We start from the raw sequence: 24,830 nt of genomic DNA on the forward strand, positions 1-24,830 counted from the left end.
TGAGGGCCAGGCCGACAGCGGGCGCGTGACGCTCGCCACGGCTTGGAACCTCGGCGACCGGACCCGAAGGAGCGCATCATGTACCCAACCCTGAACACCATCGACATCGTGGTGTCCGACCTGGACGCCTCGATCGCCTTCTACGCCCGTCTGGGCCTTGCGTTCAAGCTCGACGAGCACTCCCCCGAGCACGCCGGCTGCGACCTGCCGAACGGGCTGCACGTCATGCTGGACACCGAGGCCTTCCGCACGCCGTTCCTGCCCGGCTGGAGCGCGCCGACCGGCGGGCCGCGTACCCTGCTGTGCTTCGAGTCCGAGACCCCGGCCGGAGTGGACGCCAAGTACGCCGAGCTGACCGAGGCGGGCTACCGAGGGATCGCCGAGCCGTTCGACGCGTTCTGGGGGATGCGGTACGCGACGGTGGCCGACCCGGACGGGAACGGCGTCGACCTGTACGCCCCGACCCACTGACCAGCGGAAAGGACCCCGGCCATGAAGTACGTGCTGATGTTCGTCGAGACCGAGGAGTTCGCCCAGAAGCTGGAGGCGATGGGCGAGCTGGAGCAGCAGGCCGCCTACGCGGCGGTGACGCAGTGGTTCGCCGCCCACGCGGACAAGATCACTCACCACACGCATCTGGCGCCGGTGCACACGGCCACCACGATGCGCCTGGGGCAGGGCGAACCAATCGTCACCGACGGGCCGTTCGTCGAGGGCAAGGAGGTGGTGAGCGGGTTCGCCGAAGTGGAGGTGGCCGATCTGGACGAGGCGCTGAAGATCGCCCGCTCGTGGCCGGCCTGCCCGATCGTGGAGATCCGCCCGGCCTCATGAGCGGCGAGGTGAGCCAGGAGGTGCTGGCCCGCGTGGTGCGCGAGCACGCGGGCCGCCTGGCCGCGTCCCTGGTGTCGTTGCTGGGCGACTTCTCCGCCGCCGAGGATCTGGTGCAGGACGCGGTGGAGATCGCGTTGCGGCGCTGGCCTGCCGAGGGGGTGCCGGAGCGGCCGGACGCGTGGCTGTTCACCGTGGCCCGGCGGCGCGGGCTGGATGTGCTGCGCCGGGAGTCGACCTACCGGGCCAAGCTCGCCCAGCTCACCTGGCCGGCGCCCGCCCCGTTCGACGAACGCCTGCACTTGATCTTCACCTGCTGCCACCCGGCGCTGTCACGGACCGCGCAGATCGCGCTCACCCTCCGTGTGGTGTGCGGCCTGTCCACCGCGCAGATCGCCGCCGCGTTCGTCGTGCCGGAATCGACGGTGGCGCAGCGCATCACCCGCGCCAAGCGGAAGATCGGCGAGGCCGGGATCCCGTACCGCGTCCCCGCCGAGCAGGAGCTGCCGCAGCGCGTCGGCGAGGTGCTGGCGGTGATCTACCTGCTGTTCAACGAGGGCTACCTGTCCAGTACGGCCGAGCGCGCCCAGGCGCGCGACCTGGTCGACGACGCCGAATGGCTGGCCGCGCTGCTGGCCAATCTGCTGCCGAAGGACCCCGAGGTGGCCGGGCTGCTGGCGCTGATCCGGCTGCATCGAGCGCGCGGCGCGGCCCGGTTCGACGCCGGCGGCCGGCTGGTGCTGCTGGCTGACCAGGACCGCAGCTTGTGGGATCGGCGGGCCATCACCGAGGCGACCGGGGCGCTCATGCGGGCCGCACGCGCGCATCGCCGTCCGGGCCCGTACCAGGTGCAGGCGGCGATCGTGGCCTGTCACGCCGAGGCCGAGACGTTCGCCGACACGGATTGGGCGCAGATCCTCGTGCTGTACGACATGTTGCTACACCTGGCTCCCTCCCCCGTCAGCCGGCTGCACCGCGCGGTCGCGGTGCGCTACACGCAGGGCGCGGAGGCGGCGCTGGCCGAGCTGAAGGAGCTCGGCCGGGCGCTGGAGGATTATCCGCTCTTTCACGCCACGCGGGCGGAGCTGCTTCGCGATCTCGACCGTGGCGAGGAGGCCCGGCGCTGTGACGAGCGGGCGCTGGAGCTGACTGCCAACCCGGCCCAGCAGGCGCTGCTGGAGCAGCGGCTGCGCTGGGACTGAACCCTGCACGGCGGTGACGGGGAGCCCGGCCAGCCGCCCTTCGAGCATGCCGTCGGCCAGGGGCGCGGCGGTGCGGCCGTGTGTCCTCCAGCCGGTCGGCCAGCTCGGGCAGCGGAAGGGAGAGGGCACCCGGGATGTGGCCGGCGGCGCACTCCTCGCCGGCGCGGAGTGCGCTCTCGATGCCGCTGCGACCGCAGTTCGTCTCCTGGCTGGGCTGGCTGCTGGAGCCCGGCACACCGTACGTCATCGTCCGCGACGCCGGCCGCCTGGTCAGGAGCGGCCGCAGCGGTGCCGGGGGCCGGGCTGTGCGCTCACACAGCGCCACGGCGGCCACCCCCGACGTCGCGGTGGCCGCGCTGGCCCGCGCGGCAGGGGTGATCCGGCTCGCCAGCGTCAACGAGCTGATCGACACCGCCAAGCGCCCGGCCTGCTGGAGGCGCGGGCGGCCGCCGCGCTGGGCAACCCGGTGGACCGGACCGCCGATGCCACCGCGGACGAGGTCGGCTCCGCCGTCCGATCAGTCGCCGCCTCTCCCGAGGTGGACTTGGTCCTGGTCGTCTGAGGCGGGCCGGCCTGCCGGTCGTGCTCAAGGCCGTCGGTCCGATGCACAAGAGCGACGTGGGCGGTGTCCGGCTCGATCTGAACCCGGTCGTCGTCGGCCCCGGCGGCGCGCTCACGGTGGACGCCCGGATCAGGAGCGCGCCCTGCCAGCCGCCGCCCTCGCCGCTCCTGCGGCACCTGTGTTGACCAACGACCGTCCCCGTCAGGGACCTTCGCCTCTGAGCGCCGCCACCTCCGCGAGATGTGCTGAAGGTAACCGAGAAGGAGGCCTGTCATGCGCATGACCGTCGCGGACGTGATGACGGAGAAGGTCGTCACCGTGTCCGCCGCCACCCCGTTCAAGGAGATCGCCGAGACGCTCATCAGCGGCGGCATCAGCGCCGTGCCGGTCACCGACGACGACAACCACGTGCTCGGCATGGTGTCGGAGGCCGACCTGCTGCGCAAGGAGGAGTTCCGCGAGCAGTTCTACCGCGAGGGCTATCGGCCGCCGCTACGGGCCCGGCTGCGTCACCCCAAGGGGCGGGAGAAGGCCGAGGGCGACACGGCGAGCGAGCTGATGACCAGCCCCGCCGTCACCGTCACGGCTGCCTCGCCCGTGGTCGAGGCCGCGCGTCTCATGGACGAGCGCGATGTCAAGCGGCTCGCGGTCGTCGACTACAACGGCCGCCTGGTGGGCATCGTCAGCCGCCGTGACCTGGTCAAGCTGTTCCTCCGATCCGACGAGGAGATCGCCCGCGTGGTGCGCGAGGACGTCCTCGACAGGAGCCTGTGGGTGAACACCGACGGCGTCCGGGTGGACGTGCGCCAGGGCATCGTGACGCTGACAGGCTGGATGGAGCACCGCTCCGAGGCGGCCATCGCCGTCCGCATGGCCGGCCGGGTCAACGGCGTGGCGGACGTCGTGGACAAGCTCACCTGGAAGCAGGACGACTCCAAGTGGGAAGCGCGCTAGTCATGCTGGTGCGCGACGGTGTCGCCGAGCTGAGCGGGCCGCCTCACCCGCACGCCGGCCACATCGCCGACGTGCTCGCCCGTACCGTGCCCGGCATCGTCCGGGTCAAGCATCTCAGGAGAGGACCATGACCAGCTTCGTCGAGAACGTGATGACCACCGATGTGGCCGCCGTCAACGAGAAGGCGTCCTTCCACACCGTTGCCGAGCTGCTCATCAGCAGGGGCGTCAGCGGCGTGCCCGTACTGGACGACGACAACCGCGTGCTCGGTGTCGTGTCCGAGGCCGATCTGCTGGCCAAGGAGGAGTTCAAGGAGCGTTACTACGGTGATGACTACCGGCCGCCGCTGCGCGCCCGCATCCGCCACAGCGCCGGCAGCGAGGGCAGCGGCTTCCGTAAGTCCCTCGGCGAGACGGCCGGCGCGCTGATGACCAGTCCCGCTCACGTCATCACCCCGGACACGCCCGTCGTGTCGGCCGCCCGGCTGATGGACCGCCACGGCGTCAAGCGCCTGCCCGTGGTGGACGCCGGGGGCCGCCTCATCGGGATCGTCAGCCGTCGGGACCTGATCAAGGTGTTCCTGCGGCCCGACAAGGACATCGAGCGGGAGGTGCGCGAGGCCCTGCACGGCCGGGCCGAGGTCGCCGTGGCTGACGCCGTCGTCACTCTGAGCGGAACGTACGCCGAGCGCAGCCAGGCCGTCACCGCCATCCGCCTGGCGGAGAACATCGATGGGGTGGTGGCCGTGCACGACGATCTTTCCTGGAAGCACGACGACATCGCCGACCTGCCCATGTGGGGCGGCGCATGACGTCGAGCGGGCCACCCTGCTGCAGGAGATGTTCCAGCGCGGGCTGCTGCGCGTTCACACCAGCGGCGACGTGATCGGCTGCGAGCTGGGCGGCGCGTTGAAGAACGTCGTGGCGATCGCGGCGGGCATGGCCGAAGGGCTGGGCGTGGGCGACAACACCTGCCTGAGCCCGTACAGCCGCAACCGGCACGTCGGCGAGCAGCTCGGCAGGGGCCGCAAGCTCGACGACGTGCTCGCCGGGACGATCATGACGGCGGAGGGGGTGCGCACCACGCCGGTGGCGGTGCGGCTGGGCGATCGGCACGGGCTGGAGCTGCCGATCTGCCGCACCATACACCGGGTGTTCACGGCCCGTGGTCCCCCGGATGCGGACGTCCCCTTGCCGCTCAGGCGTTCTCCTTGCGGGGCCGTACCACCGCGACCGGGCAGGTCACGTGATGCAGGACGCCGTGGCCGACCGAGCCCAGGATCTCCGAGGCGAAGCCGCCCCGGCCGCGCGAGCCCACGACCACGAGGTCGGCCGTCTCACCGGCCCTGGCCAGGATGCCCACCGGATGTCCGGACAGCGTCTCGTGGGTGATGTCGACGTCCGGATTCTTCTCGCACCACCGTGTCACGCTCTCCGCGACCGCTCGGGATTCGTCCTGGTAGACGTCCACCAGGACGCTGTTCCAGGCGGACAGGTACGGCGAGAAGACCGGCGTCTGCCAGGCGTGCAGCACGTGCAGGCGCGCACCGTGGGCCCGGGCGTGTTCGACGGCGTACTGCATGGCGGCTTCGGAGTGCTCGGAGTTGTCGTAGCCGACCACGACGCAGCCGTGCCGGGTGCTGTCAGGGCCTCGCACGACCACGACCGGTCCCCTGGCGTGTCCGGCCATGGCCAGGCTCACGGAGCCGGCCAGCATTCCCGCGAGCCCGCCCAGGCCACGGCTGCCCAGGACCATGGTGTCGGCGGTTCCGGACTCCTCGAGCAGCCGGTCGACGACGGTGCCCGCCAGCAGCTCCGTGGTCACCTGGAGGCCGTCCGCCGTTCCACGGGCCAGGTCGGCGGCGGAGGTCAGCGTGCTCGCGCAGCATCCCCTCGGGTGTTCGCCCGGCCGTTGCTCGCGCACGTGCACGATGCGCAGGCCCAGATTCCTGCGCCGGGCGTCGTCCGCCGCCCATGCCACGGCGGCCTTCGCCGCTGCGGATCTGTCCACGGCCACGACGATGTGTCCAGCCATCTCGCATCCCTTCGCTTTGATCTGTCACGTCCAGCGTCGTCCTGGAGGGACGTGGGCGCCCGGGGACGAAGTCCCGATCGAGGGCGCCGTTGGTCCTTCGCCCGGGTGAATGACGAGGGCTGGCACCGGTCGAGCGGCTCGGCGTACGCCACTCCTGACTTGGCGGTGAGCGCCACGGGACCGGAATACAGCCCGTCGGCGAGCAGCCCGGCCGCGGCGGCGACGGTGGTGAGGACCACGACGAGGCCGCTCAGCCACCAGGCTGCCCGCAGGCACGGCGAAATCCTCGCCTGGGGCGGTCGACCGGTCAGTGCACCACGGCGACGGGGCAGGGCGCGTGGTGCACCATGGCCTGGCTGACGGAGCCGAGCAACAGTCCGCGGACCTCGCCCAGGCCACGTGCGCCGACCACCAGCAGGCAGGCCTTGCGCGCCGCTTCGAGCAGCGCCGGGCGCGCGGGCTCGTCCACGACCTCGACCCCGGCCTCCAGCCCCGGCAAGGCTCGCTGCCGGCTGATCAGTTCGCTCCAGGACGAGCTGCGCGCCTGGGTGCGCAGCTCGAACGTGTCCATGCGGCTGCCCCGCACGCACTGGGCGATCAGGACCTGGAGGCGAGCTCCCAGCCGGTGCGCCTCAGCGGCGGCGAAGCCGAGCGCGGCCGTGGCCTCCGGGGAGCCGTCGAAGCCCGCCAGGACCTCACGGGCGTCGCGCTCCTGCGGATCGCCGCGCATGACGATCACCGGGCAGCGGGCGCGGGTGGCGACGTGGCTACTCACCGAGCCCGCTGCCAGGCCTCTGACCTCGCCGTACCCGCGGCTGCCGACCACGATCAGCGCCGCGTCCGCGGACAGGCCGGTCAGCAGTGCGGACGGTGAGCCGCGGTCGGTCAGCGTGTTGACCGGCACGCCTGGATGGTGCCGGGCGGCCCAGGCCGCCGCGGCCTTGACCAGGCGCTGGGCGGGGCGGCGGACGAGTTCGAGCGGCACCAGCTCGCCGGGCCACTCGTGGTGGGGCCAGTCCCAGGCGTGGCAGACGGTCAGCGGCAGTGCTCTGCCTGCGGCCTCGGCGGCGGCCCATCGCAGGGCCGCCCCTGCCGGTGGGGAGCCGTCGTAGCCGACCACGACTCCCAGCTCGTCCTCGTTCATGGCTGCCTCCTCCTGTTCAGGCCCAGGTCCACTCGCTGATCGCGGGGACGTCCTCGCCGTGCTCGCGGGTGTGGGCGCGGGCGCGCAGACGTTCGTCGCTCATGTGCTGGCGTAGGTGCGCCTGGGTCGCGCCCAGGCCGGGGACACGGTCGATGACGTCCATGACGAGGTGGTAGCGGTCGATGTCGTTGAGCATCGCCATGTCGAACGGCGTGGTGGTGGTGCCTTCCTCCTTGTAGCCGCGCACGTGCAGGTTGGCGTTGCCGTGGCGGCGGTAGGTGAGGCGGTGGATCAGCCACGGGTAGCCGTGGAAGTTGAAGATGATCGGCTTGCCGGTGGTGAACAGCGTGTCGAACTCGGCGTCCGGCATGCCGTGCGGGTGCTCGGACGGCGGCTGGAGCCGCATGAGGTCCACCACGTTGATCACTCTGACCTTGAGCTGCGGCAGGTGCTCGCGCAGGATGGCGGCGGCGGCCAGGGTCTCCAGGGTGGGCACGTCGCCGGCGCAGGCCAGCACCACGTCGGGCTCCTCGCCGGCGTCGGTGGAGGCCCAGGGCAGGATGCCGAGCCCGCGGGTGCAGTGGGCGATCGCCTCGTCCATGGTGAACAGGTCGAGCACGGGCTGCTTGCCCGCGACGACGACGTTCACGTAGTCCCTGGAGCGCAGGCAGTGGTCGCCGACGGACAGCAGCGTGTTGGCGTCCGGCGGCAGGTAGACGCGCACGACCTCGGCCTTCTTGTTGACCACGATGTCGAGGAAGCCGGGGTCCTGGTGGCTGAAGCCGTTGTGGTCCTGCCGCCACACGTGGGAGGACAGCAGGTAGTTGAGCGAGGCGACGGGCCGCCGCCAGGGGATGCGCTTGGCCGCCTGCAGCCACTTGGCGTGCTGGTTGAACATGGCGTCGATGATGTGGATGAACGCCTCGTAGCAGTTGAACAGCCCGTGGCGGCCGGTCAGCAGGTAGCCCTCCAGCCAGCCCTGGCACAGGTGCTCACTCAGCACCTCCATCACCCGGCCGCCGGACGCCAGGTGCTCGTCGGTCTGCTCGACGGCGGCGTTCCAGGCGCGCGTGGTGGTCTCGAAGACGGCCTGCAGCCGGTTGGAGGCGGTCTCGTCCGGGCCCATCAGCCGGAAGGTGTGTGGGTTGGCGGCGATCACGTCACGCAGGAACGTGCCCAGGACACGCGTGGGCTCGCTCGACTGGGCGGCGGGCGCCTTCACCTGCACGGCGTACTCGCGGAAGTCGGGCAGGGCCAGCGGTGCCAGCAACTCGCCGCCGTTGGCGTGCGGGCTGTCGCTCATCCGCAGCGGTCCTTCGGGTACGGCGCGCAGCACGGCGGGCATCGGGCGTCCGTCGGCGTCGAACAGTTCCTCCGGGCGGTAGGAGCGCATCCACGCCTCCAGCAGCGCCAGGTGTTCGGGGTTGTCGCGGACCCCCGACAGGGGTACCTGATGGGCTCGCCAGGTTCCCTCGACGGGCAGGCCGTCGACCTCGCGCGGCCCGGTCCAGCCCTTCGGCGTCCGCAGGATGATCATGGGCAGGCGGCCGGCGAGGCCGTCCTTGTAGGCGGCGATCTGGTCGAACACCTCGTCCAGCGTCGCGGCCATCTCCTCGTGCGAGGGGCCGACGACGTGCGGGCGGTACCCGTACCCCTCCATGAGCTTGAGCAGCTCCGTCTCGGGGATCCTCGACAGCAGCGTGGGGTTGGCGATCTTGTAGCCGTTCAGGTGCAGGATGGGCAGCACCACGCCGTCGCGTTGCGGGTCGAGCAGCTTGTTGGAATGCCAGCTCGTGGCCAGCGGGCCGGTCTCGGCCTCGCCATCGCCGATCACGCAGGCCACGACCAGGCGCGGGTTGTCGAACGCGGCGCCGTAGGCGTGGGCGAGCGCGTAGCCGAGCTCGCCGCCCTCGTGGATCGAGCCGGGGGTCTCGGGCGCCACGTGGCTGGGGATGCCGCCGGGGAAGGAGAACTGGCGGAACAGCCTGCGCATGCCGTCGGCGTCCCGCGAGACCTCGGGGTACTTCTCCGAGTAGGAGCCCTCCAGCCAGGCGTGCGCCACCGCGGCGGGGCCGCCGTGGCCGGGCCCTGCGATGTAGATCATGTTCTGGGCGCGCTCGCCGATGACGCGGTTGAGGTGGGCGAAGCAGAAGTTCAGCCCGGGTGTGGTGCCCCAGTGGCCGAGCAGGCGGGGTTTGACGTGCTCCGGTCGTAGCGGCTCGGTGAGCAGCGGGTTGTCCATCAGGTAGATCTGTCCCACCGACAGGTAATTGGCGGCACGCCAGTACGCGTCGATCGTCTGCGTCATCGTCATGGTCACGATGGTGACCACCAGCGCGTGCCCGGCCTAGGGACCTTGGTCCTCAGGCTCCCGGGCCGAACCTCACAGAGGGATCTGCCAGAGCAGCCGCGTCCCGCCCGCTCCTCGATGTTGCGCAGGCCGCTGCGGCCAGTTGCCTCTCCCGCGCCGGGCCGCGCGGCGCCGACGGGGACATTCGTCCCGAGGTATGGGGCACCATCGTCAGCGACAACGACGGAGGGCAGGCCCGGATGCTTGTGTGGCTGGTGGTCGGAATTGCCCCTTTCCTCCTTGTGGCTTGCTTCCCCGCCACTCCGTGGATGGCAGCGTTGAAGGCGAGCGGCTCAGGAGCAGGCCGATCAATCTCCCGAGCGGAGCGGAGCCGGACGTGAGGCGAGGCTCAAGGGCTGCCGGTCGACGCTCAGCCAGAAGCGTGCGAGCCGCTACTGGAGCGATCGGAAGCATGCCCTCCCGACTGACCTAGGGATCACGAGCGATGGCGAGTCACCCGCTCCGCCAGGGCCTTCCGACGCTGTTCTGGAATGATCGCAGCCAGGTTTCGGCGTCGTGTGCCTCTGCCGGAGCGATCAGGGCCGAAAGGCCGTTCTACTGGGCCGTGATGCGGAACACGGGGACCTGGGCGGCGATGCGCTGGAATTCCTCCAGCGGCGCGTGCCGATCCACCGGGATGTGCGGTCGCGCGCCCGGCGCGAGGGCCAGGTAGCGGCGCAGGATGGGCGCGCGTCCGGCGGGTTCGACCTCCGCGAGGCGGACGCTCCTGCGCCGGCCGTGCCGCAGCACCGCCCTGCCACCGTTCGCACGCAGGTTGAGCACCCAGTTGGTGTGCTGCCCCAGCATCGCGACCAGGTACCGGTCTCCTCCGTAGTCGGCCATCACCATGGGGAAGGAATGGATCCGTCCCGTTCGGCGTCCGGGCACCTCCAAGGTGACCAGGTGGGGCACCAGGCCGCTGGAGTGCACCACCGTCCAGGACCGGTTCATGGCGCGTGCCAGGCGGTTGGGGCGGCCTCCGCGGTACATCCACCGGAGCCAGCGCCCGGAACGGCGCGTGTCGCGTTTCATGGTGCTCCCCTTCTCAGCTCGCCCACGCGCGCAGGCCGTACGGTCTGCCACGGCCGCGCAGCGTGCTGAGCGAATCCTTCTCGATCTGGCGGACCCACTGCGGGGTCAGCCACATTTCTCGGCGATCTGCCGGGCCGTGTGCGGGGCGTGCCCGTCCAGCCCGAACCTCAGCCGCACGATCAGCGCCTGGCGTGGCGCGAGCCCGTCCACGAGGCGGTCGAGCACCGCCTGGCCGCCAGTCAACGATCATGCTTCCTCCTCCGTATCCCTTCCAGGACACGCTGGAGATCGCCGCCCGCCCAGCGCCGTACGACTCCAGCTCGCGGGACTTTCGTCCATTCGGCCTGTTCACCGCTTCGATGGCGTCACAGACATGATCCGTGGGTTCCTCCTCGACGACCACGAGGTCGTCCGCCGTGGCGTCGCGGCGCTGCTGGACTCCGAGGACGGCCGCGAGGTGCGCTCGCGCGTGCCGGGGCTGGCGTGCCTCATGCTGACCTCCTTCGCCGACGACGACGCCCTGTTCGACGCGGTGGCCGCGCGACCAGGCCGCCCCCTCGCGCCAGGGCCGCCGTTCCCGGCCGGCAAGACGGTCAGGAACTACGTCTCCAGCCTGCTGTCCAAGCTGGACATGCAACGCCGCATTCAAGCCGCCGCCCTGGCCGCACGCTTGCGCGCCGACCGCAAGCAGTGACGTCATGCGCGTGACAGCCGCGCCGCCGCCACGGCCGCCTGCCCGTAGCTGATGCCCGCGTCGTTGACCGGGACCCGTTCGCCGATGTACGGCTCGAAGCCCGCCGCCGTCAGCCTGGCCAGCACGTCGGTGGCCAGCAGCCGGTTCTGGAAGACCCCGCCTGACAGGCATACCTGGGTGACGTCGTGCTCGTCGGCGGCCCGTTCGCACAGCAGCACGGTGACGGCCGCGATGGTGGCGTGGAAGGCGGCGGCGATCCGGCCTGCCGGTTCACGGTCCGCCTTGGCCTCCAGCAGGTGGCGCAGGGTCGCCACGCCGTCGTACACCCAGAGCCCGTCGCGCCGCTCCAGCCGCCAGGCCAGCGGCTCCGTTTCGGGGAAGACGCTTGCCACCTGTTCCAGCCGGGTGGCGGCCTCGCCTTCGAAGCCGTTCACCTCGCACAGGCCCAGCAGCGCGGCGGCGGCGTCGAACAGGCGGCCGGCGCTGGAGGCGGCCGGGCTGTTGACGCCTTGGGCGATCATGCGGGCGATGACCTCCTGGCCGGGCAGGTGACCGGGAACCGGTCCGGTGCTGAGCTCGCCGCCGAGCAGGTAGCCCAGGGCCATGCGGGCGGGCATGCGTACGGCCGCCTCGCCGCCGGGCATGGGGGCGCGAGAGAAGCGGCCCACCCGCCGGTAGCCGCGGTAGGAGGCCAGCAGCAGCTCACCGCCCCAGAACGTGCCGTCGTCGCCCAGGCCGAGCCCGTCGTAGGCCACGCCGAGGAACGGCGGCCGCAGCCGGTGCTCGGCGGCGACGGCGGCGACGTGGGCGTGGTGGTGCTGGACGGGGACGCGGTCCGGCCAGCGCCGCGCCAGGCGGGTGGACAGGTATCCGGGGTGCAGGTCGTGCGCGGCGTGCAGCGGCTCGATGCCGTGCAGGCGGCTGAGGTGGGCGAGCGACTCGTCGTAGGCTTCGAGGGTCTCGGCGTCGGACAGGTCGCCGATGTGCGGCCCGAGCACCGCTCGTTCGCCGTCGGCGAGGGTGAAGGTGCTTTTCAGCTGGGCTCCCACGGCCACCAGCGGCGGTGAGGCGGCGGGCAGGCGCAGCAGTGCGGGCGCGAGCCCGCGTCCGCGCCTGATCGTGATCGAGGTCCGGCCGAACGAGCGGATCACCGAGTCGTCGTAGCGGGCCACGATGGGCCGGTCGTGGGTGAGGACGCCGTCCACGGCCAGGCCGGAGATCTCGGTGGTCGGCATGGGGCTGTCGGCGTGGTTGGCGCTGGTGACCACGAGGGGGCGGCGCAGGGCGTCCAGGAGCAGGTGGTGCAAGGGTGTGTACGGCAGGAACAGCCCGATGTCCGGCATGCCGTGGCAGACGCCGGGCGACAGGACGCCGTGCCGTCGCGGAGCCAGCACGACCGGCGCGGAGGGCGCACCGAGCAGGACGCGGTCATCGCCGGTGAGGCCGGCCAGCGCTCCGGCCGTGATCGTGTCGCGCACCATGACCGCCAGCGGTTTGCCGTCACGGGCCTTGATCTCGCGCACCCGGGACACGGCTTCGTCGTTGATGGCGTCACAGACCAGGTGGAAGCCGCCCAGTCCCTTGACGGCGACGACGCCGCCGGCCGCGATGACGTCCGAGGCGGCTCGCAGCGCGGCCTCACCCGTCAGGTTCTGCCAGCGCAGCCGCGGCCCGCAGGACGCGCACGCGATCGGCTCGGCGTGGAAACGCCGGTCCGCCCGGTCGTGGTACTCGGCCGCGCAGGCCGGGCACATCGCGAAGCCGCGCATCGACGTGCGCGCCCGGTCGTAGGGCAGGCTCTCGATGATGGTCGCCCGGGGGCCGCACGCCGTGCAGTTGATGAAGGGGTAGCGGTGGCGCCGGTTGGCCGGGTCGAACAGCTCGCGCAGGCAGTCGGCGCAGGTGGCGAGGTCGGGCGGGATCTCGCTGTGGGTCCCGGGTGCGACCTCGCTCGCCACGATCTCGAAGCCGGGTCCCTGTTGCTCCGGCTGCCCCGAGGTGACGAGCACGTCCCGGACGCGGGCGGCGCTGGGCGGCTGCGTGCGCAGGCCGGAGACGAACGCCTCCAGCGAGGCCGGCGGGCCGGTGGCGGAGATGACCACGTGCCCGCCGGCGTTCCTGACCTGTCCCCGGATCCCGATGGCCGTCGCCAGCCGGTGCACGAACGGCCGGAAGCCCACGCCCTGCACGATGCCGTGCACCTCGATGCGCCATGCCGCGTCCACGACGGCGCTCCTACATCAGCGGCGGGACGACGATGAGGTCATCGTCCTCGGCGGCCAGCTCGCCCACGACGTCCACCACGCCTTCGGCGTTGCGCACGGCTTCGACGAGGGCGATGGCCTGCGACCTCCAACGCACCTGCCCGGCGATCCGCACCATGCCGGCGTTGATCTCGACGGTGAACGGGCCGGGCTCCGGCAGCAGGGCGCGGATGTCAGCCTCCAGCTCGCCGGCGGGACGCGTGAAGACGCGCAGCACGTCCCGCTGGTGCAGGGTGCCGATGACCCTGCCGGTGACCACGTCGATCACGGGTAGCTGCTTGATGCGCTCGGCGTGCATCAGCCGGGCCGCGTCGCGCACGCTGGTGCCCGGGGTGACGGTGATCGCCGGGGACGTCATGAGCTGGGACGCCGAGACCGCGGCGGCCTTCTCGTGCTCGCGCCGCTGCCTGCTGGACTCGAACAGCGACACGCTGTGGCGTACCGTGTCGATCTCCTTCAGCAGCAGATCGTCCTCGGAGACCACGCCCATCGGGCGGCGGTCGGCGTCGATCACGGTGACCGCGCCCACCGCGTACCGCTTCATCGCGGCCACGATGTCGGCGAACGACGCGTCCGCCAGCACGGCGATGACCACGTGTCCCATGACGTCCTTGACTTCGATCGACATGATGTTCCACCTCTTTCTCCTACGTCCCAGGCTCGCGTACGGCGGCCCGCGTGGTCAGCGGCGAACGTCCCCGATGGTCGGGACGAAGGTCCCGGGCCTCATCGTGCCCCCTCCTGTCAGCACGAGCGTCCATCCGGGGCGGCGGGTGCGGCCAGTGCCATAGGTCCCGCGAGGTGAGGGCGTTCGCCGGTACCGCAGGGCCGGCCGGGCAGTCACCATGGCCTCATCAGGAGGTGAACCGATCATGATCGGTGGACGTGTGATCATGGAAGCGCCGCTCGTCGACGCGGAGCTTCTGACGTTGAGAAAGCGGGTCGACAGTCTTGAGGAGCAGGTACGCACGCTGACAGCGGCGAACCTGGCCCTCGTGCGCAGCATCGAGAACCTTCAGCGGACGTCCGCGGGCGATCAGCCATCTACGTGATGGCGGTCAGGAGGGCGTCGTTGACGGTGCGGCCGTGGTGGTGGGGCCGTCGCTCAGCCCCGTCATACGAAGACGGCCGTCCACCGTGATGGCGGCAGCGGTCCGGTCAGCACGGCGGCCGCCAGGTCGAGCAGGGCCCGCTCGTTCCCGGGTGGGGGCAGGCGCGCTCACGTACGTGCAGCCGGAGGTCGAAGTGCGGATCATCCACCCACACCGGGCGGCCGCAGCCGAACGGGACGCGCACCAGCCGCCGCCTGAGCCTCGGAACGGAACGGATCCACTCGCCCAGCAGCGCCGACGCCCGCGTCACCTCGAACTCGGGTCCGGGCTCCAGCACCGTGGAGCTGGAGAAGCCGTTCCTGGCGCTCGCCTGACACCCTGCGGTCACGGGACGTCCGTGGCCGCACCTTCTTCACCTACGGATCCCCCCGGGGGTCATTCCGGACGCCCGACCTGGGAGACCAGAGTTACCTGCTCGCCCACGAGGGCCGGGGCGTGCTCGTCGATCCCCAGCGTGACATCGGACGGTTCCTGGACGCCGCCGCCGCGCGCGACGTCGAGCTGCGGTTCGTGCTGGAGACCCATGGGCCCAGTTCCCGTACGGCTGGGTCTCCTATAGCGGCTGATCACCGAAGCGGGGCGGGGGACGCCGGCACCGTCCCGCCCGAGGGCTGCTCGTTCACCGCGGAGTCGGGCACCCCGAAGATCCGGTCGAAGGCCCAGTTGTAGGCGAAGGTGTAGAACGGCACGTACACGATGAAGACCAGATCGAGCAGGAAGGCCTGGAGCAGGCTGATCTTCAGCCACCATGCGATGAGCGGGATCAGGGCGCAGACCAGCGTCAGCTGGAAACCGACCGCGTGCAGCACGCGCCGGAACACGGTGCGCGTGCGGTCGCGGCGCCGCCGCTCCCACGCCTCGAACAGGTAGGTGAAGGCGAGGTTCCACACGGTGGCCACGATGGTGATCATGAGGGCCAGCGGTCCGGTGGTGGCGGGCGAGGCGCCCGTCAGCAGGGCCATCACCGTGGCCCCGACGACCACCCCGAAACCTTCGTATCCGCCTACGTAGACCAGCTTGCGCTTGACGCCCTGCACGTGATGCTCCTGTTTCTCCCAGCGACGGACGTCACGCTATATTCAGGCATATTGATAATAAAAGTTGGATTCCTTCAGGAAGGCTGACAGCTGGATGGCTCTGTCCAGTGACGGGATCGCGCTCTTTCTGGCCGTGGTCGACCACGGGTCCTTCTCCGGGGCCGCCCGCGCGCTGCGCCGGGTTCCGTCAGCCGTGAGCATGGGCATCGCCAACATCGAGGCCGAGCTCGGATATCCCCTGTTCGACCGCTCCCGGCGCGAGGCGGTGCCCACGCCGCGCGCGCTGGCGCTGGTACCGCACGCCAGGTCCATCGCCAGCAGGCTGCGACTGCTCCAGGTCCACGCCCAGGAACTGGGGCAGGATCTGGAGAGCGCGCTCACGGTGGCCGTCACCGCCGGAACGGACGACCGCCGCCTGCTGGACGCCGTGGCCGAGGTCGGCGACCGACACCCCCTGCTGCGGGTGAACCTCGTCAGCGCTCCCCACGACGAGGTCCGGGCCATGCTCCACGGCGGCCGCGCCGACCTGGCCCTGGTGACCTGCTCCGAGCGGATGGACCGGGAGGAGGCCCTGGCCACGGTGGCCGGGGAGACGTTCGTGGCGGTGGCCTCGGCCGTCGCGGACACCTACGGGCTTCCGACCGGGCTGCGGCGGCTGGAGGACCTCAGCGCCAGCCGTCAGATCGTGGTGGCCGGGCCGGGGGACCGGATCAGCGAGCGGCGCCTGCTGGTGTCCGACGCCCGCTGGCACGTGGACACCGTCGAGGCCGCCATCGGGCTCGTCGAGCGCGGCGCGGGCTGGGCCAACCTCCCGCTGAGCGCCGTGCGACCCCGCGTGGCGGCCGGAACGCTGCGCGTCCTGGAGTTCGACAACCTCGAGAACGGTGTTCCCATGTCCATGCAGCTCATCTGGCTGCGCAGGAACCCGCTGCGGCGGGCCGCCGCCGAGCTCATCGAGCTCATGCGCCGCCCACCCACCGGCACATGACGGAGGCGCGGGCCTGTTCCCTCCGTTCGACATTCACGTCTCGCGACGGCACCATGCCCGGCTCTAGGTTTGCGCCGATCAGCTCGCGGCCCTTCGCTTCCCGTTCCGGCCGGCGGGCGGCAACCCGGGTCCCGGGCGCATGCGTCTTGGCCAGGAGCGTCCGGTGAGCTCACGGAACTGGCGGACAATGCACCTGATCGGCGCGCAAAGGAGGAAGTTGTGGAACTGCTCGGGTGGCTGGCGGAGATCCCCGGTGAGCAACCATATCCGCTGCAGTTCGCGACGGTGAGCGGGGCGCACCTGTACGGGTTCCCGTCGGTGGACTCGGATGTGGACCTGCGCGGGGTACACGTACTGCCGCTCGCGGAGGTGGCGGGGCTGCGGCAAGGGCCCGAGACTCTGTCGCGGATGTGGACGCGGCACGGCGTGGAGGTGGACCTCGTCACGCACGACGTCGCCAAGTTCTGCCGGCTGCTGCTCGGCCGCAACGGCTACGTCCTGGAGCAGTTGCTGTCGCCGCTGGTGGTGGCGTCCTCGCCGGCGCACGAGGAGCTCGTCGCGCTGGCGCCCGGCTGCCTGACGCGGCATCATGCCCACCACTACCTGGGGTTCGCCCGTACGCAGTGGCGCTTGTTCCAGAAGAGCGGGCAGCTGAAGCCGCTGCTCTACACCTTCCGGGTACTGGCGACGGGCACGCATCTCATGCAGACGGGGAAAGTGCAGGCCGATCTGACGCAGCTGTACGCGTACGGACCCGCGTACCTGCCCGAACTCATCGCGGCGAAGCAGACCGCCGAGCACGGCCGGGTGCCTGACGGCCTCTCCCCCATTGAGGGGTTCGAGGCGGACGTGGAGCGGATGAGGCGAACCCTGGAGGAGGCCCGCGACTCGTCGGCTCTGCCTGAGCGGGCCACCGTTGAGGCAGAGCTGCACGACCTGGTGCTGCGCGCCCGCTCGGGTGGTTGAGCGTTCCGCACGTGACCTCGGCTTCGATGCGGATCGCCGGCTTGTCCGTGAGGGCGCCGAGCAGGAGGAGCGAGCGTTACGTGGCACTCGATGAGGCGCCTGAGCTGGTCATCGAGCTACGGGTGAGCGGCGGCCACGTGGACCTGGTCCTCGCGCCGGGCATGGCGGTGGACGCCGACGAGCTGTCGGTGCGGCACAGCACGCCGGCGATCAGCAGGGACGTCGGCGGCAAGACGCCGGAGACGTTGCGCATCCGTTCGACAGGCAGGATGCGGCACGGCCGACTCGACGTCCGCCGGCAGACGCCACAGTCCGCCGGCAGACGCCACAGCCCTGACGCGGCATGGCGCCAGGCGACGTGCCTATCTGCCGGCTCGTCCTGGGCGTGTCACCAGCCAGCGGTCGATCTCACTGGGCCAGTCGGTACGCAGTGCTTCCTCATGACTCATCCGGTAGCGCCCGGCATGGACGTGGCGACCGCTGGGCCGGTCCACCTCCAGCTCCATCACGAACTCGGACGAACTCGGCACGAACGTCACCTCGACCTCGTGCACTACTCCGGCATGATGGTCCGGCGGATAGAACTTGATCTTCTGGAGGAACGGCAGTCCGTGATGCGGGTCGTCCTCTCGCCTGGCCCGCAGGTCAGCGGAGGTGAGGGGAAAGCCGAGCCGCGCGAACGCCTGCAGCACCCGTGACTGGGCGGGCGCCGGGCTGACGGCGACCAGATCGAGATCGCTCCTGCCTTCGATCGTGGCGATCACGACTTCGGTGCGCACGCCCAGCGCCATGCCCGCCAGATGCCGGCCGCCGATCTCGCTGATGGGGGTCCCCCAGGGAATGGCGGCCCGGAAGGCGATCGCCTTCTCCTCGCCCTGCCGCAGCACGACAGCGCCCGACACCGGAGCCTGGGAGAACTCCTCGTTCGGGTGGTGGCCGCCGGCTTCGTGTGCCACGTACGGCGAGGTGACCAGGCCGAGGCGGATCCGATCGATCGCGACGTCGGCGTCACCGCCCTTCAGGCGCACTTCGCCACAGAGCACGCCACCGGGCTGCGTTCGCGGGGTGGCCAGGACGGTGGTGACGCAGGGCGCGCTCGCCCCGCCGGCATCGGACAGCCGCATGAAGATCACAGTGATCTCCCGCCTCGCAGAAATCGAGCACTCGCCCGTCTGAACGACCCGGCGACGGGCGGGGTTCCCTTCGTCATGATGTCCTGTCCTTCCGGTCCAGCCGCCGGCTCATCCGACGTGGACGTGCGGGCGGCGTTCCAGGTCGGGCTCGGCCTGGCGCAGCACCTCGCGGGTCAGCGGCGGCACGTCGCCGCCGCCGAAGACCAGGTACCGCAGCATGGCCACGACCGGGTTGCCCTCGGTCCAGTGGAAGTAGATGTGCGGCACGGAGCCGGTGCGGTCGCGCAGGTGCAGCAGGAGTGCGGCCAGGGTGTTGGGCACGGCGGAGCTCTCGATGGTGAGAATCTTGTGGCCGTACCGTTCCTCGCCCCTGACGTGCAGCTCGGTCTCGAACTCGGACGCGTCCGGCACCGTCACCTCGACGAACAGGGCGGGCTCGGAGCTGCGCAGCCGGTGGTTGAGCCAGGTCTCGCGCAGCTTGTCGGTGTACTCGGCCTGGTCGCGGGTGTGCGGCTCGTTGGCGATCACGTGCACGTCGCCGCACAGGTCGTTGACGAACCGCTCGGCGAGCGGGTCGAGGCGCACCTCGGTGACGCGCAGCTCGGTGGAGCGGGTGGCGCGGGAGATCAGCGAGGTGACGATGATGGCCGCGATGAAGAACGAGGCGATCTTCACGCCGTCCGGCCGCTCGATCACGTTGTCGACCAGCGTGTACGTCAGCACCGCCGTGATCGCGGCGAACCCGGCCGTCGCCCCGCGCTGCCGCTTGCGGTAGGCCGACAGGGTCACCGCGACGGCCGCCGACAACATCAGCACCAGCACGCCGGTGGCGTACGCGCCGCCCTGGGCCTCCACGTCGGCGTCGAAGATGATCGTGATGGCGAACGCGATCACGGTGAACACCAGCACCAGCGGCCGTACCGCACCCGTCCACTCCGGCGCCATGCCGTAGCGGGGCAGGTAACGCGGCACCAGGTTGATCAGCCCGGCCATCGCCGACGCCCCGGCGAACCACAGGATCGCGATCGTGGACACGTCGTACGCGGTCCCGAACCAGTCCCCCAGATACCCGTGCGCCAGATAGGCGAGCGCCCGCCCGCTCGCCTTGCCGCCCTCCTCGAACTCCTCGTGCGGGATCAACACCGTGGTGACGAAGCTGGAGAAGACCAGGAACACACTCATGATCAGCGCGGCGACGGTGAGCAGCCGCTTGGTGCCCTTGACACGTTCGGGGATGTCGCCCTTGACCACCGGCATCACCGCCACGCCGGTCTCGAACCCGGACATGCCCAGCGCCAGCTTCGGCATCACCAGCAGCGACAGCCCGATCATGGCCAGCGGGCTGGAGAAGTCCAGGCTCAACGCCCGCTGCCAGTCCACCACGACCTGCGGCGCCTCGATCACGTGCACGATCGCGGTGGCGACGACCACGGCGTTCAACGCGAGATAGACGAACACGAGCAGCACCGCGATGCCGATCGCCTCGGTGAAGCCCAGCAGGAACACCCCGCCGAGCGCCGCCAGGAGCACCAGCGTGACCAGAACCCGCTGCCCGTGCAGGAAGTCCGGCACGAACGGGTTCTCCAGGATGTGCGCGGTCGCGTCGGCCGCCGACAGCGTCATGGTGATCACGAAGTCGGTGGCCGCGAAGCCGAGCAGCGCCAGCACGAAGAACTTGCCCCACCACTGCGGGGCCAGCTTCTCCAGCATCGCGATCGAGCCCTGCCCGTACGGGCTCTCGGCGGCCACCCGCCGGTAGACCGGCAGCGCGCCGAGCAGCGTCAGCGCCACCAGGAACAGCGTGGCCAGCGGCGACAGCAGCCCGGCGGCCAGCGCGGCGATGCCGGGCTGGTAGCCGAGGGTGGAGAAGTAGTCCACGCCGGTCAGGCACATCACCCGCCACCACGGGTGCTTGACGTGGGGACCGTGCTCGATCTGTTTGCGGTCGGTCTGCAGTCCCTGCAACAGCCAGGAACGCAGCGTTCCTTCCGTGGGGGCCGGCCGTTTCGCCAGCACCATGTCGGTCACCCTTCACCAAGACCCCGTAAAGACGCATCGCACACTACCTAGGACATATGGGCTGGTGGCGGGCTTAGTGCGTCAAGAAAACGTATAAATCGGAGACTGGTCAGTACTCGCTGAAGAGGAAGTCTTCCGCGGCGACCGTTGGCGATCGGGCCGCTCGCCGTCACACGCCCAGCTATTCCGTGTTGCTAGGTACCGGTAGTCGGTGTTACTTTATACCGGTAGTAAGTGACGCCGAGTAGCTGAGGGAGGTCGCGGCGGTGGCCGTGAGTTCCAGGCTTCGATGGCGGCTACGCCATCGCGCGCGCCCTGGGGCCACCGACAAGGCTGCCCATGAGCGCCGCGTCGAGACCGAAGACTGCAGATAAGGACATTCATGATGGGACAAGCAGTGGTGCGCAGACTGCGCGTCGTACTGGCACGGCATGTCGAGTCCGTACCGGTTCCCTGGCCGGTCGAGACGCACGCCGGAGCGATCGGGCCGATGCGCCGTGACGGTGCCGGGCCGAGACGCCGGCACACCGTCTTCCGGCCGGTGGTGGTCACGGCGCTGGCGGCCGGGCTGCTGGCCGGGACGATCGCACCCGCGGTGGCCTCCGCGGGCAGCAGCACGGCCGTGCCGAAGGCCGCCGCCGGGCAGGATCGCCCGGAGCTGCAGCGGGCCATCCAGGCGTTCGTCGATGCCGGTTTCCTCGGGGTACAGCTGCGCGTGCACGATGAGCGGGGCGAGTGGGCCGGCAGCGCCGGGGTGCGCAAGCTGGGCGCGAGCGCGAAGCCGCCGGGCAACGGCCATTTCTGGGTGGGCAGCGTGACCAAGACCTTCGTCGCGACCGTGGTGTTGCAGCTGGTGGCCGAGGGCAAGATCGGGCTGGACGCCCCAGTGGCCGGCTACCTGCCCAAGCTCGGGCTGGACCGGCGGATCACGGTGCGGATGCTGCTGCAGCACACCAGCGGCCTGTTCAACTACACCGGCGACCTCAACTCCGAGGGGACATGGGTGCCCGGTCTTCCCTCGACCGGCAAGGAGTGGCTGGACAACCGGTTCCACTCCTACCGGCCGCAGGAGCTGGTGCGGTTCGCGTTGTCCAAGCCGGCGAAGTTCGCGCCGGGGACGGACTGGAGCTACTCCAACACCAACTACACGCTGGCCAGGCTACTGATCGAGAAGGTCGCCGGCCGCTCGTTCGACGCGGAGCTGAAGGCGCGAATCGTACGGCCGCTCGGGTTGAAGGGCACTGTGGTGCCGGGCAACCGGACGCAGCTGCCCAGCCCGTACGCCCACGGCTACTTCCGCCACCAGGACGCCGGCCAGTGGAAGGTGGCCGACGTCTCCCGTCAGAACCCCTCCCTGCTGGCAGGCGCCGGTGACATGATCTCGACCACCCAGGATCTCCAGACGTTCTTCTCCGCGCTGAACCGCGGCAGGCTCCTGCCTGCCAAGCTGCAGGCCGAGATGCGCGAGCCGCACGCGAAGAGCGACCCCCTCTACGGCCGCTACGGGCTGGGGCTGTTCGTGAAGGACCTGGGTCCGGCCTGCGGCACCGTTCTCAACCACAACGGCAGCCCTCCGGCGGGCTACGCGGCGCTGATGTACAGCTCGCCCGACGGCAGCAAGACCCTTACCGCCTCAGTGACCGCCGGCGACGCCCCATTCGACCTCGCCGCTTACCCCAAGCTGCTGGACGGGCTCGTCAAGGCGGCGTTCTGCGACGGGCCGGCCGCAAGCTGACCTCCGAAGGCTGACCGCGCACCACGACCCCGTCCGGCGCGTCCGGCGGGGTCTGTTCCGCGGCTGATGGACACTGAGCGATGAGGGGGCCGGGGATGTCTACCCGCATTCGCCAGCGGCCTCAGGTTTTCTGGACGGCGTCGTTGCTGGTCGGTTGCTGGTCGCTACGGCGACGGCGTCCTCGTACTTGCCCGATCCGCTGCCGCTTGCCGTGAGGGACACCATGACAGGCCTCACCCGCGATGCCCACGGGGCTGCGCGGAGCATCGCGGGCACGCGGTTGTGCGGCAGGTTCACACCAGATGTTTTTGACGATCTTCGCGGGCCTGGCCGGGGAGCACCGCGGCTTGGCGATGCTCGGCGCGTATCGGCTCGGAGAGCCGGCGGCGGTAGCCGAGCGCGCGAAACGCCTGTCCGCAGAAGCAGCCGGCGACCGCCACGACGATGAACACACCCAACCGGACGAGGTCCTCACGGCGGAAGGTCAACTCTCCTGCGGTGTTGACCAGGAATCCCGTTGTGAAGCACCACGCCATCGCCGCTGCACAGAGTGCGGCCAGGTGACGAACGGCCCACGCGCCGAAGACGCCGACGCCGAGGGTCGTCACCACGACCCGCGCCGTGCTCTCGGGAAAGGCCAGCGCCACCGCGGCACACAGTCCGATGACGAAGACGAACCCCGCCGGGATCAGCCCTTCCAGCCTGTTTCCACGCATCGACCCGGCCCTTTCCGTCAGAGAAACCACTTTCATCTAATCTCTCGCCGGCCTGATGGGACACTTTTTCTACGGCATTCCTACGCTTTCACCACTGCTCCCGACGCGTTATTGACGCGCCAGGATCGCGTCGCAGTACTTGCCGCTGAAATCCGGCAACGTGCATGGTCGAATGTGGTCGGCCACGGAAAGGAAGAATGATGACGGTGCAAGCTCGCCGCAGCGTGGCATATCGTCACAGCCTCTTTCGCGCATTCGGTGGCGCAGGCCGTACGAGCGCAGCCTGGCCGTTCCAGAAAGAGGAGACCCATGTCCAAGCGCAGCGTTCTGCGCGCCGCGCTCTTGACCGTCGCTGGGACGGCTCATCCTGAGCGTCACATGGCACAAGAACCGGAACAGAGGAGAACGTTCCCCGAGTGAGCCGAGAGGCACCCCGGCGCCTCCGTCCCTCTGTATCCAGCATGCGCTCTGCCGCCCGCGAGGTAGCCGATCAGAGCAGGGTGAGCACGGCGACCACCGCGATGAGCACCAGCAGCACGACGGCCTCTGGACGGATCCGGATCACAGCCCCACGTCCCTGCGGAGCAGGTCGTCGATCTCCTCGCGGCGCACCACCACGCGGGCCGCGCCGTCGGCGACCGCGATGACGGGCGGGCGGCCGGTGAGGTTGTAGGTGGAGGCCATGGAGTGGTGGTAGGCGCCGGTGGCGGGGATCGCGACGACGTCGCCCGCCCTGAGGTCGGCGGGCAGCGGCACGTTCTCGGCGAGCACGTCGCCCGCCTCGCAGTGGTGCCCGACCAGCGTGACCTCACGGTCCGGCGCCGTGGTGGCCCGGCCGATCAGGCGGGCGGTGTAGCCGGCGCCGTACAGGGACGGGCGCGGGTTGTCGCTCATGCCGCCGTCCACGGCGACGTAGGTGCGCATGAGCGTGCGCTTGACCGCGATGACCCGGTACAGGGTGAGCCCGGCGGGGCCGCTGATCGACCGGCCGGGCTCGACGCTCAGCCGGGGCACGGGCAGGCCCAGCTCCGCGCACGACTCCTCCAGCTCCTTGAGCACCGTGGCGGCGTACTCGGCGGGGGTCAGACCGTGTTCGGCGGGCAGGTAGGCGATGCCCTGGCCGCCGCCGAGGTCCAGCTCGGGCAGGACGACGCCGTGCGTGTCCCGGACGCGGGCGAGCTGCTCCACCATGACGCGCGCCGCCCGCCCGTACGGCTCCGCGGCGCCGATCTGGGAGCCCAGGTGGCAGTGCAGCCCGGCCAGCTCCAGCTCCGGCCGGCGCAGCACCCGGTCCACGGCCGCGGCGAGGTCGCCGGTGGCGATGGACAGGCCGAACTTCTGCCCCTCGCCGCCGGTGCGGACGGCCGCGCAGGCCCCCGCCTCGATGTCCGGGACGACGCGGAGCAGGATCTTCTGCCTGCTTCCCGGCGGGACCAGCGCCACCAGCCGGACGATCTCGGCGAGGTTGTCCACGACGATGCGTCCCACCCCGTACTCCACCGCCTCCAGCAGCTCGTGCGGGGTCTTGGCGTTGCCGTGGAAGACGATCCGCCCGGCGGGGAACCCGACGGACCGGGCGATGGCCAGCTCGCCGCCCGAGCAGACGTCGAGGCCGAGCCCCTCCTCGCGGATCCAGGTGGCCATCGCGCGGCACAGGAACGCCTTGGCCGCGTACAGGATGGTCGCCTCCGGCAGCGCGGCGCGGAAGGCGCGGCACCGCTCGCGCACGTCGGCCTCGTCCACCACGTACGCGGGCGTGCCGTAGCGCTGCACGATGTGCATGAGCGGCACTCCTCCGGCGGCGGCGACCGGCTGGAAGCGGGTGGTGGCCGACCAGGGTCCGGCGAGATCCCACTCAAGGAGGGCGCGCATCAGGCCACCCTCCTGGCCGGGCGGGACATCGTGCCCGCCGAACCGATGACGATGCCGGCGACGTCCAGCTCGGCGAGCATGCCGCGCAGCGCCGGCTCGGTGAGCACCGCCCACTGATGGTCCGGTCCGAGCGCCCGGGTGAGCTTGAGCCGCGAGGTGAACGCGACCGCCGCCCGCTTGCCCGCGGC

27 protein-coding genes and 2 pseudogenes are annotated in these 24,830 nt (G+C 70.7%); 14 read left to right on the forward strand and 15 right to left on the reverse strand.

The genetic code is table 11. The features are described 5' to 3' along the window. Nucleotides 1-78: 78 nt before the first annotated feature. The 9 genes and pseudogenes from FXF51_RS54705 to FXF51_RS64000 all read left to right on the forward strand — a co-directional run. Nucleotides 79-471, forward strand: coding sequence for a VOC family protein (locus FXF51_RS54705; protein WP_187415085.1), 393 nt, complete (start codon nt 79-81; stop codon nt 469-471). Between the two features lie 21 nt (nt 472-492). Continuing rightward, nucleotides 493-831, forward strand: a complete 339-nt coding sequence (locus FXF51_RS54710) for a YciI family protein (RefSeq protein WP_187415086.1) — start codon at nt 493-495, stop codon at nt 829-831. Next, nucleotides 828-2,030, forward strand: coding sequence for an RNA polymerase sigma factor (locus FXF51_RS54715; RefSeq protein WP_148442812.1), 1,203 nt, complete (start codon nt 828-830; stop codon nt 2,028-2,030). Before FXF51_RS54710 ends, FXF51_RS54715 begins: the two co-directional genes overlap by 4 nt. A gap of 179 nt (nt 2,031-2,209) precedes the next feature. Continuing rightward, nucleotides 2,210-2,389 (forward strand): annotated as a pseudogene (locus FXF51_RS63340) (hypothetical protein); the annotation flags it as partial. A 244-nt stretch (nt 2,390-2,633) separates the two neighbouring features. Next, nucleotides 2,634-2,777 carry a hypothetical protein gene (locus tag FXF51_RS61490; RefSeq protein WP_187415092.1) on the forward strand — a complete coding sequence of 48 codons (144 nt, stop codon included), beginning with the start codon at nt 2,634-2,636 and terminating at the stop codon, nt 2,775-2,777. A gap of 88 nt (nt 2,778-2,865) precedes the next feature. Beyond that, complete coding sequence (locus FXF51_RS54725) at nt 2,866-3,546, forward strand: CBS domain-containing protein (RefSeq protein WP_187415087.1); 681 nt, start codon at nt 2,866-2,868, stop codon at nt 3,544-3,546. Continuing rightward, entirely contained in the window at nt 3,531-3,677 is a 147-nt protein-coding gene (locus FXF51_RS61495; RefSeq protein WP_187415088.1) for a hypothetical protein, read from the forward strand. Before FXF51_RS54725 ends, FXF51_RS61495 begins: the two co-directional genes overlap by 16 nt. Then, nucleotides 3,674-4,357, forward strand: coding sequence for a CBS domain-containing protein (locus FXF51_RS54730; RefSeq protein WP_148442813.1), 684 nt, complete (start codon nt 3,674-3,676; stop codon nt 4,355-4,357). Before FXF51_RS61495 ends, FXF51_RS54730 begins: the two co-directional genes overlap by 4 nt. Nucleotides 4,358-4,484: 127 nt before the next feature. Beyond that, nucleotides 4,485-4,664: pseudogene (locus tag FXF51_RS64000) on the forward strand (NAD(P)H-dependent glycerol-3-phosphate dehydrogenase); the annotation flags it as partial. A 79-nt stretch (nt 4,665-4,743) separates the two neighbouring features. Here the strand turns inward: FXF51_RS64000 and FXF51_RS54740 are convergent. The 5 genes from FXF51_RS54740 to FXF51_RS61500 all read right to left on the reverse strand — a co-directional run bounded on the left by FXF51_RS54740 (nt 4,744) and on the right by FXF51_RS61500 (nt 10,349). Then, complete coding sequence (locus FXF51_RS54740) at nt 4,744-5,580, reverse strand: universal stress protein (protein ID WP_148442814.1); 837 nt, start codon at nt 5,578-5,580, stop codon at nt 4,744-4,746. A gap of 307 nt (nt 5,581-5,887) precedes the next feature. Then, on the reverse strand, nt 5,888-6,724 hold the full coding sequence (locus tag FXF51_RS54745; protein ID WP_148442815.1) for a universal stress protein: 837 nt from the start codon (nt 6,722-6,724) through the stop codon (nt 5,888-5,890). Between the two features lie 16 nt (nt 6,725-6,740). Next, the gene (locus tag FXF51_RS54750; protein ID WP_148442816.1) at nt 6,741-9,038 is read right to left on the reverse strand and encodes a phosphoketolase; all 2,298 of its coding nucleotides are present in this window, start codon (nt 9,036-9,038) and stop codon (nt 6,741-6,743) included. 591 nt (nt 9,039-9,629) lie between these two features. After that, complete coding sequence (locus FXF51_RS54755; RefSeq protein WP_222871901.1) at nt 9,630-10,106, reverse strand: nitroreductase/quinone reductase family protein; 477 nt, start codon at nt 10,104-10,106, stop codon at nt 9,630-9,632. Between the two features lie 105 nt (nt 10,107-10,211). Then, nucleotides 10,212-10,349, reverse strand: a complete 138-nt coding sequence (locus FXF51_RS61500; RefSeq protein WP_187415089.1) for a hypothetical protein — start codon at nt 10,347-10,349, stop codon at nt 10,212-10,214. A 130-nt stretch (nt 10,350-10,479) separates the two neighbouring features. On the opposite strand from FXF51_RS61500, the gene FXF51_RS54760 reads away from it, so the two are divergent. Beyond that, nucleotides 10,480-10,800, forward strand: a complete 321-nt coding sequence (locus tag FXF51_RS54760; RefSeq protein WP_148442817.1) for a hypothetical protein — start codon at nt 10,480-10,482, stop codon at nt 10,798-10,800. 2 nt (nt 10,801-10,802) lie between these two features. Here FXF51_RS54760 and hypF read toward each other — a convergent pair whose 3' ends face one another. Both hypF and FXF51_RS54770 read right to left on the reverse strand, forming a co-directional pair. After that, nucleotides 10,803-13,025 (reverse strand): carbamoyltransferase HypF, encoded by a 2,223-nt coding sequence (gene hypF, locus FXF51_RS54765; protein ID WP_148442818.1) that lies wholly within the window; start codon nt 13,023-13,025, stop codon nt 10,803-10,805. Nucleotides 13,026-13,035: 10 nt separating this feature from the next. Continuing rightward, nucleotides 13,036-13,692: a CBS domain-containing protein gene (locus FXF51_RS54770; protein WP_148442819.1), complete on the reverse strand. Its 657-nt coding sequence runs from the start codon at nt 13,690-13,692 to the stop codon at nt 13,036-13,038. A 244-nt stretch (nt 13,693-13,936) separates the two neighbouring features. On the opposite strand from FXF51_RS54770, the gene FXF51_RS54775 reads away from it, so the two are divergent. After that, a complete protein-coding gene (locus FXF51_RS54775; protein WP_148442820.1) occupies nt 13,937-14,116 on the forward strand; it encodes a hypothetical protein in 180 nt (59 codons plus the stop codon). Nucleotides 14,117-14,222: 106 nt separating this feature from the next. Here the strand turns inward: FXF51_RS54775 and FXF51_RS54780 are convergent, their stop codons facing one another. The 3 genes from FXF51_RS54780 to FXF51_RS54790 are packed head-to-tail and all read right to left on the reverse strand — an operon-like array spanning nt 14,223 to nt 15,213. After that, nucleotides 14,223-14,504, reverse strand: coding sequence for a wax ester/triacylglycerol synthase domain-containing protein (locus FXF51_RS54780; RefSeq protein ID WP_148442821.1), 282 nt, complete (start codon nt 14,502-14,504; stop codon nt 14,223-14,225). Nucleotides 14,505-14,551: 47 nt separating this feature from the next. Beyond that, nucleotides 14,552-14,701, reverse strand: a complete 150-nt coding sequence (locus tag FXF51_RS61505) for a hypothetical protein (protein WP_187415090.1) — start codon at nt 14,699-14,701, stop codon at nt 14,552-14,554. 41 nt (nt 14,702-14,742) lie between these two features. Beyond that, nucleotides 14,743-15,213: a PACE efflux transporter gene (locus FXF51_RS54790; protein ID WP_148442822.1), complete on the reverse strand. Its 471-nt coding sequence runs from the start codon at nt 15,211-15,213 to the stop codon at nt 14,743-14,745. A gap of 94 nt (nt 15,214-15,307) precedes the next feature. On the opposite strand from FXF51_RS54790, the gene FXF51_RS54795 reads away from it, so the two are divergent. After that, nucleotides 15,308-16,201, forward strand: coding sequence for a LysR family transcriptional regulator (locus FXF51_RS54795; RefSeq protein ID WP_148442823.1), 894 nt, complete (start codon nt 15,308-15,310; stop codon nt 16,199-16,201). 219 nt (nt 16,202-16,420) lie between these two features. Beyond that, nucleotides 16,421-17,167 (forward strand): DNA polymerase beta superfamily protein, encoded by a 747-nt coding sequence (locus FXF51_RS54800; protein WP_148442824.1) that lies wholly within the window; start codon nt 16,421-16,423, stop codon nt 17,165-17,167. A gap of 362 nt (nt 17,168-17,529) precedes the next feature. On the opposite strand, the gene FXF51_RS54810 is transcribed toward FXF51_RS54800, so the two are convergent. Together FXF51_RS54810 and FXF51_RS54815 are read right to left on the reverse strand one after the other, a co-directional pair. Continuing rightward, complete coding sequence (locus tag FXF51_RS54810; RefSeq protein ID WP_148442825.1) at nt 17,530-18,291, reverse strand: sporulation protein; 762 nt, start codon at nt 18,289-18,291, stop codon at nt 17,530-17,532. A 117-nt stretch (nt 18,292-18,408) separates the two neighbouring features. Further along, complete coding sequence (locus FXF51_RS54815; protein WP_148442826.1) at nt 18,409-20,319, reverse strand: APC family permease; 1,911 nt, start codon at nt 20,317-20,319, stop codon at nt 18,409-18,411. Nucleotides 20,320-20,701: 382 nt separating this feature from the next. Between FXF51_RS54815 and FXF51_RS54820 the strand changes: the two genes are divergently transcribed. Beyond that, the gene (locus FXF51_RS54820) at nt 20,702-22,054 is read left to right on the forward strand and encodes a serine hydrolase domain-containing protein (RefSeq protein WP_262380516.1); all 1,353 of its coding nucleotides are present in this window, start codon (nt 20,702-20,704) and stop codon (nt 22,052-22,054) included. 293 nt (nt 22,055-22,347) lie between these two features. Here FXF51_RS54820 and FXF51_RS54825 read toward each other — a convergent pair whose 3' ends face one another. The 3 genes from FXF51_RS54825 to FXF51_RS61510 form a co-directional block, all read right to left on the reverse strand. Then, nucleotides 22,348-22,806, reverse strand: a complete 459-nt coding sequence (locus tag FXF51_RS54825) for a hypothetical protein (RefSeq protein WP_148442827.1) — start codon at nt 22,804-22,806, stop codon at nt 22,348-22,350. A gap of 525 nt (nt 22,807-23,331) precedes the next feature. Then, the gene (lysA, locus tag FXF51_RS54830; protein WP_148442828.1) at nt 23,332-24,642 is read right to left on the reverse strand and encodes a diaminopimelate decarboxylase; all 1,311 of its coding nucleotides are present in this window, start codon (nt 24,640-24,642) and stop codon (nt 23,332-23,334) included. Continuing rightward, a partial coding sequence (locus tag FXF51_RS61510) for an SAV_915 family protein (RefSeq protein WP_222871902.1) occupies nt 24,642-24,830 on the reverse strand: 189 nt, incomplete at its 5' end. The genes lysA and FXF51_RS61510, both read right to left, overlap by 1 nt.

Origin of the sequence: Nonomuraea sp. PA05 (assembly GCF_008086045.1) — a bacterium.
In the GTDB taxonomy this organism is placed as follows: Bacteria; Actinomycetota; Actinomycetes; order Streptosporangiales; family Streptosporangiaceae; genus Nonomuraea; species Nonomuraea monospora.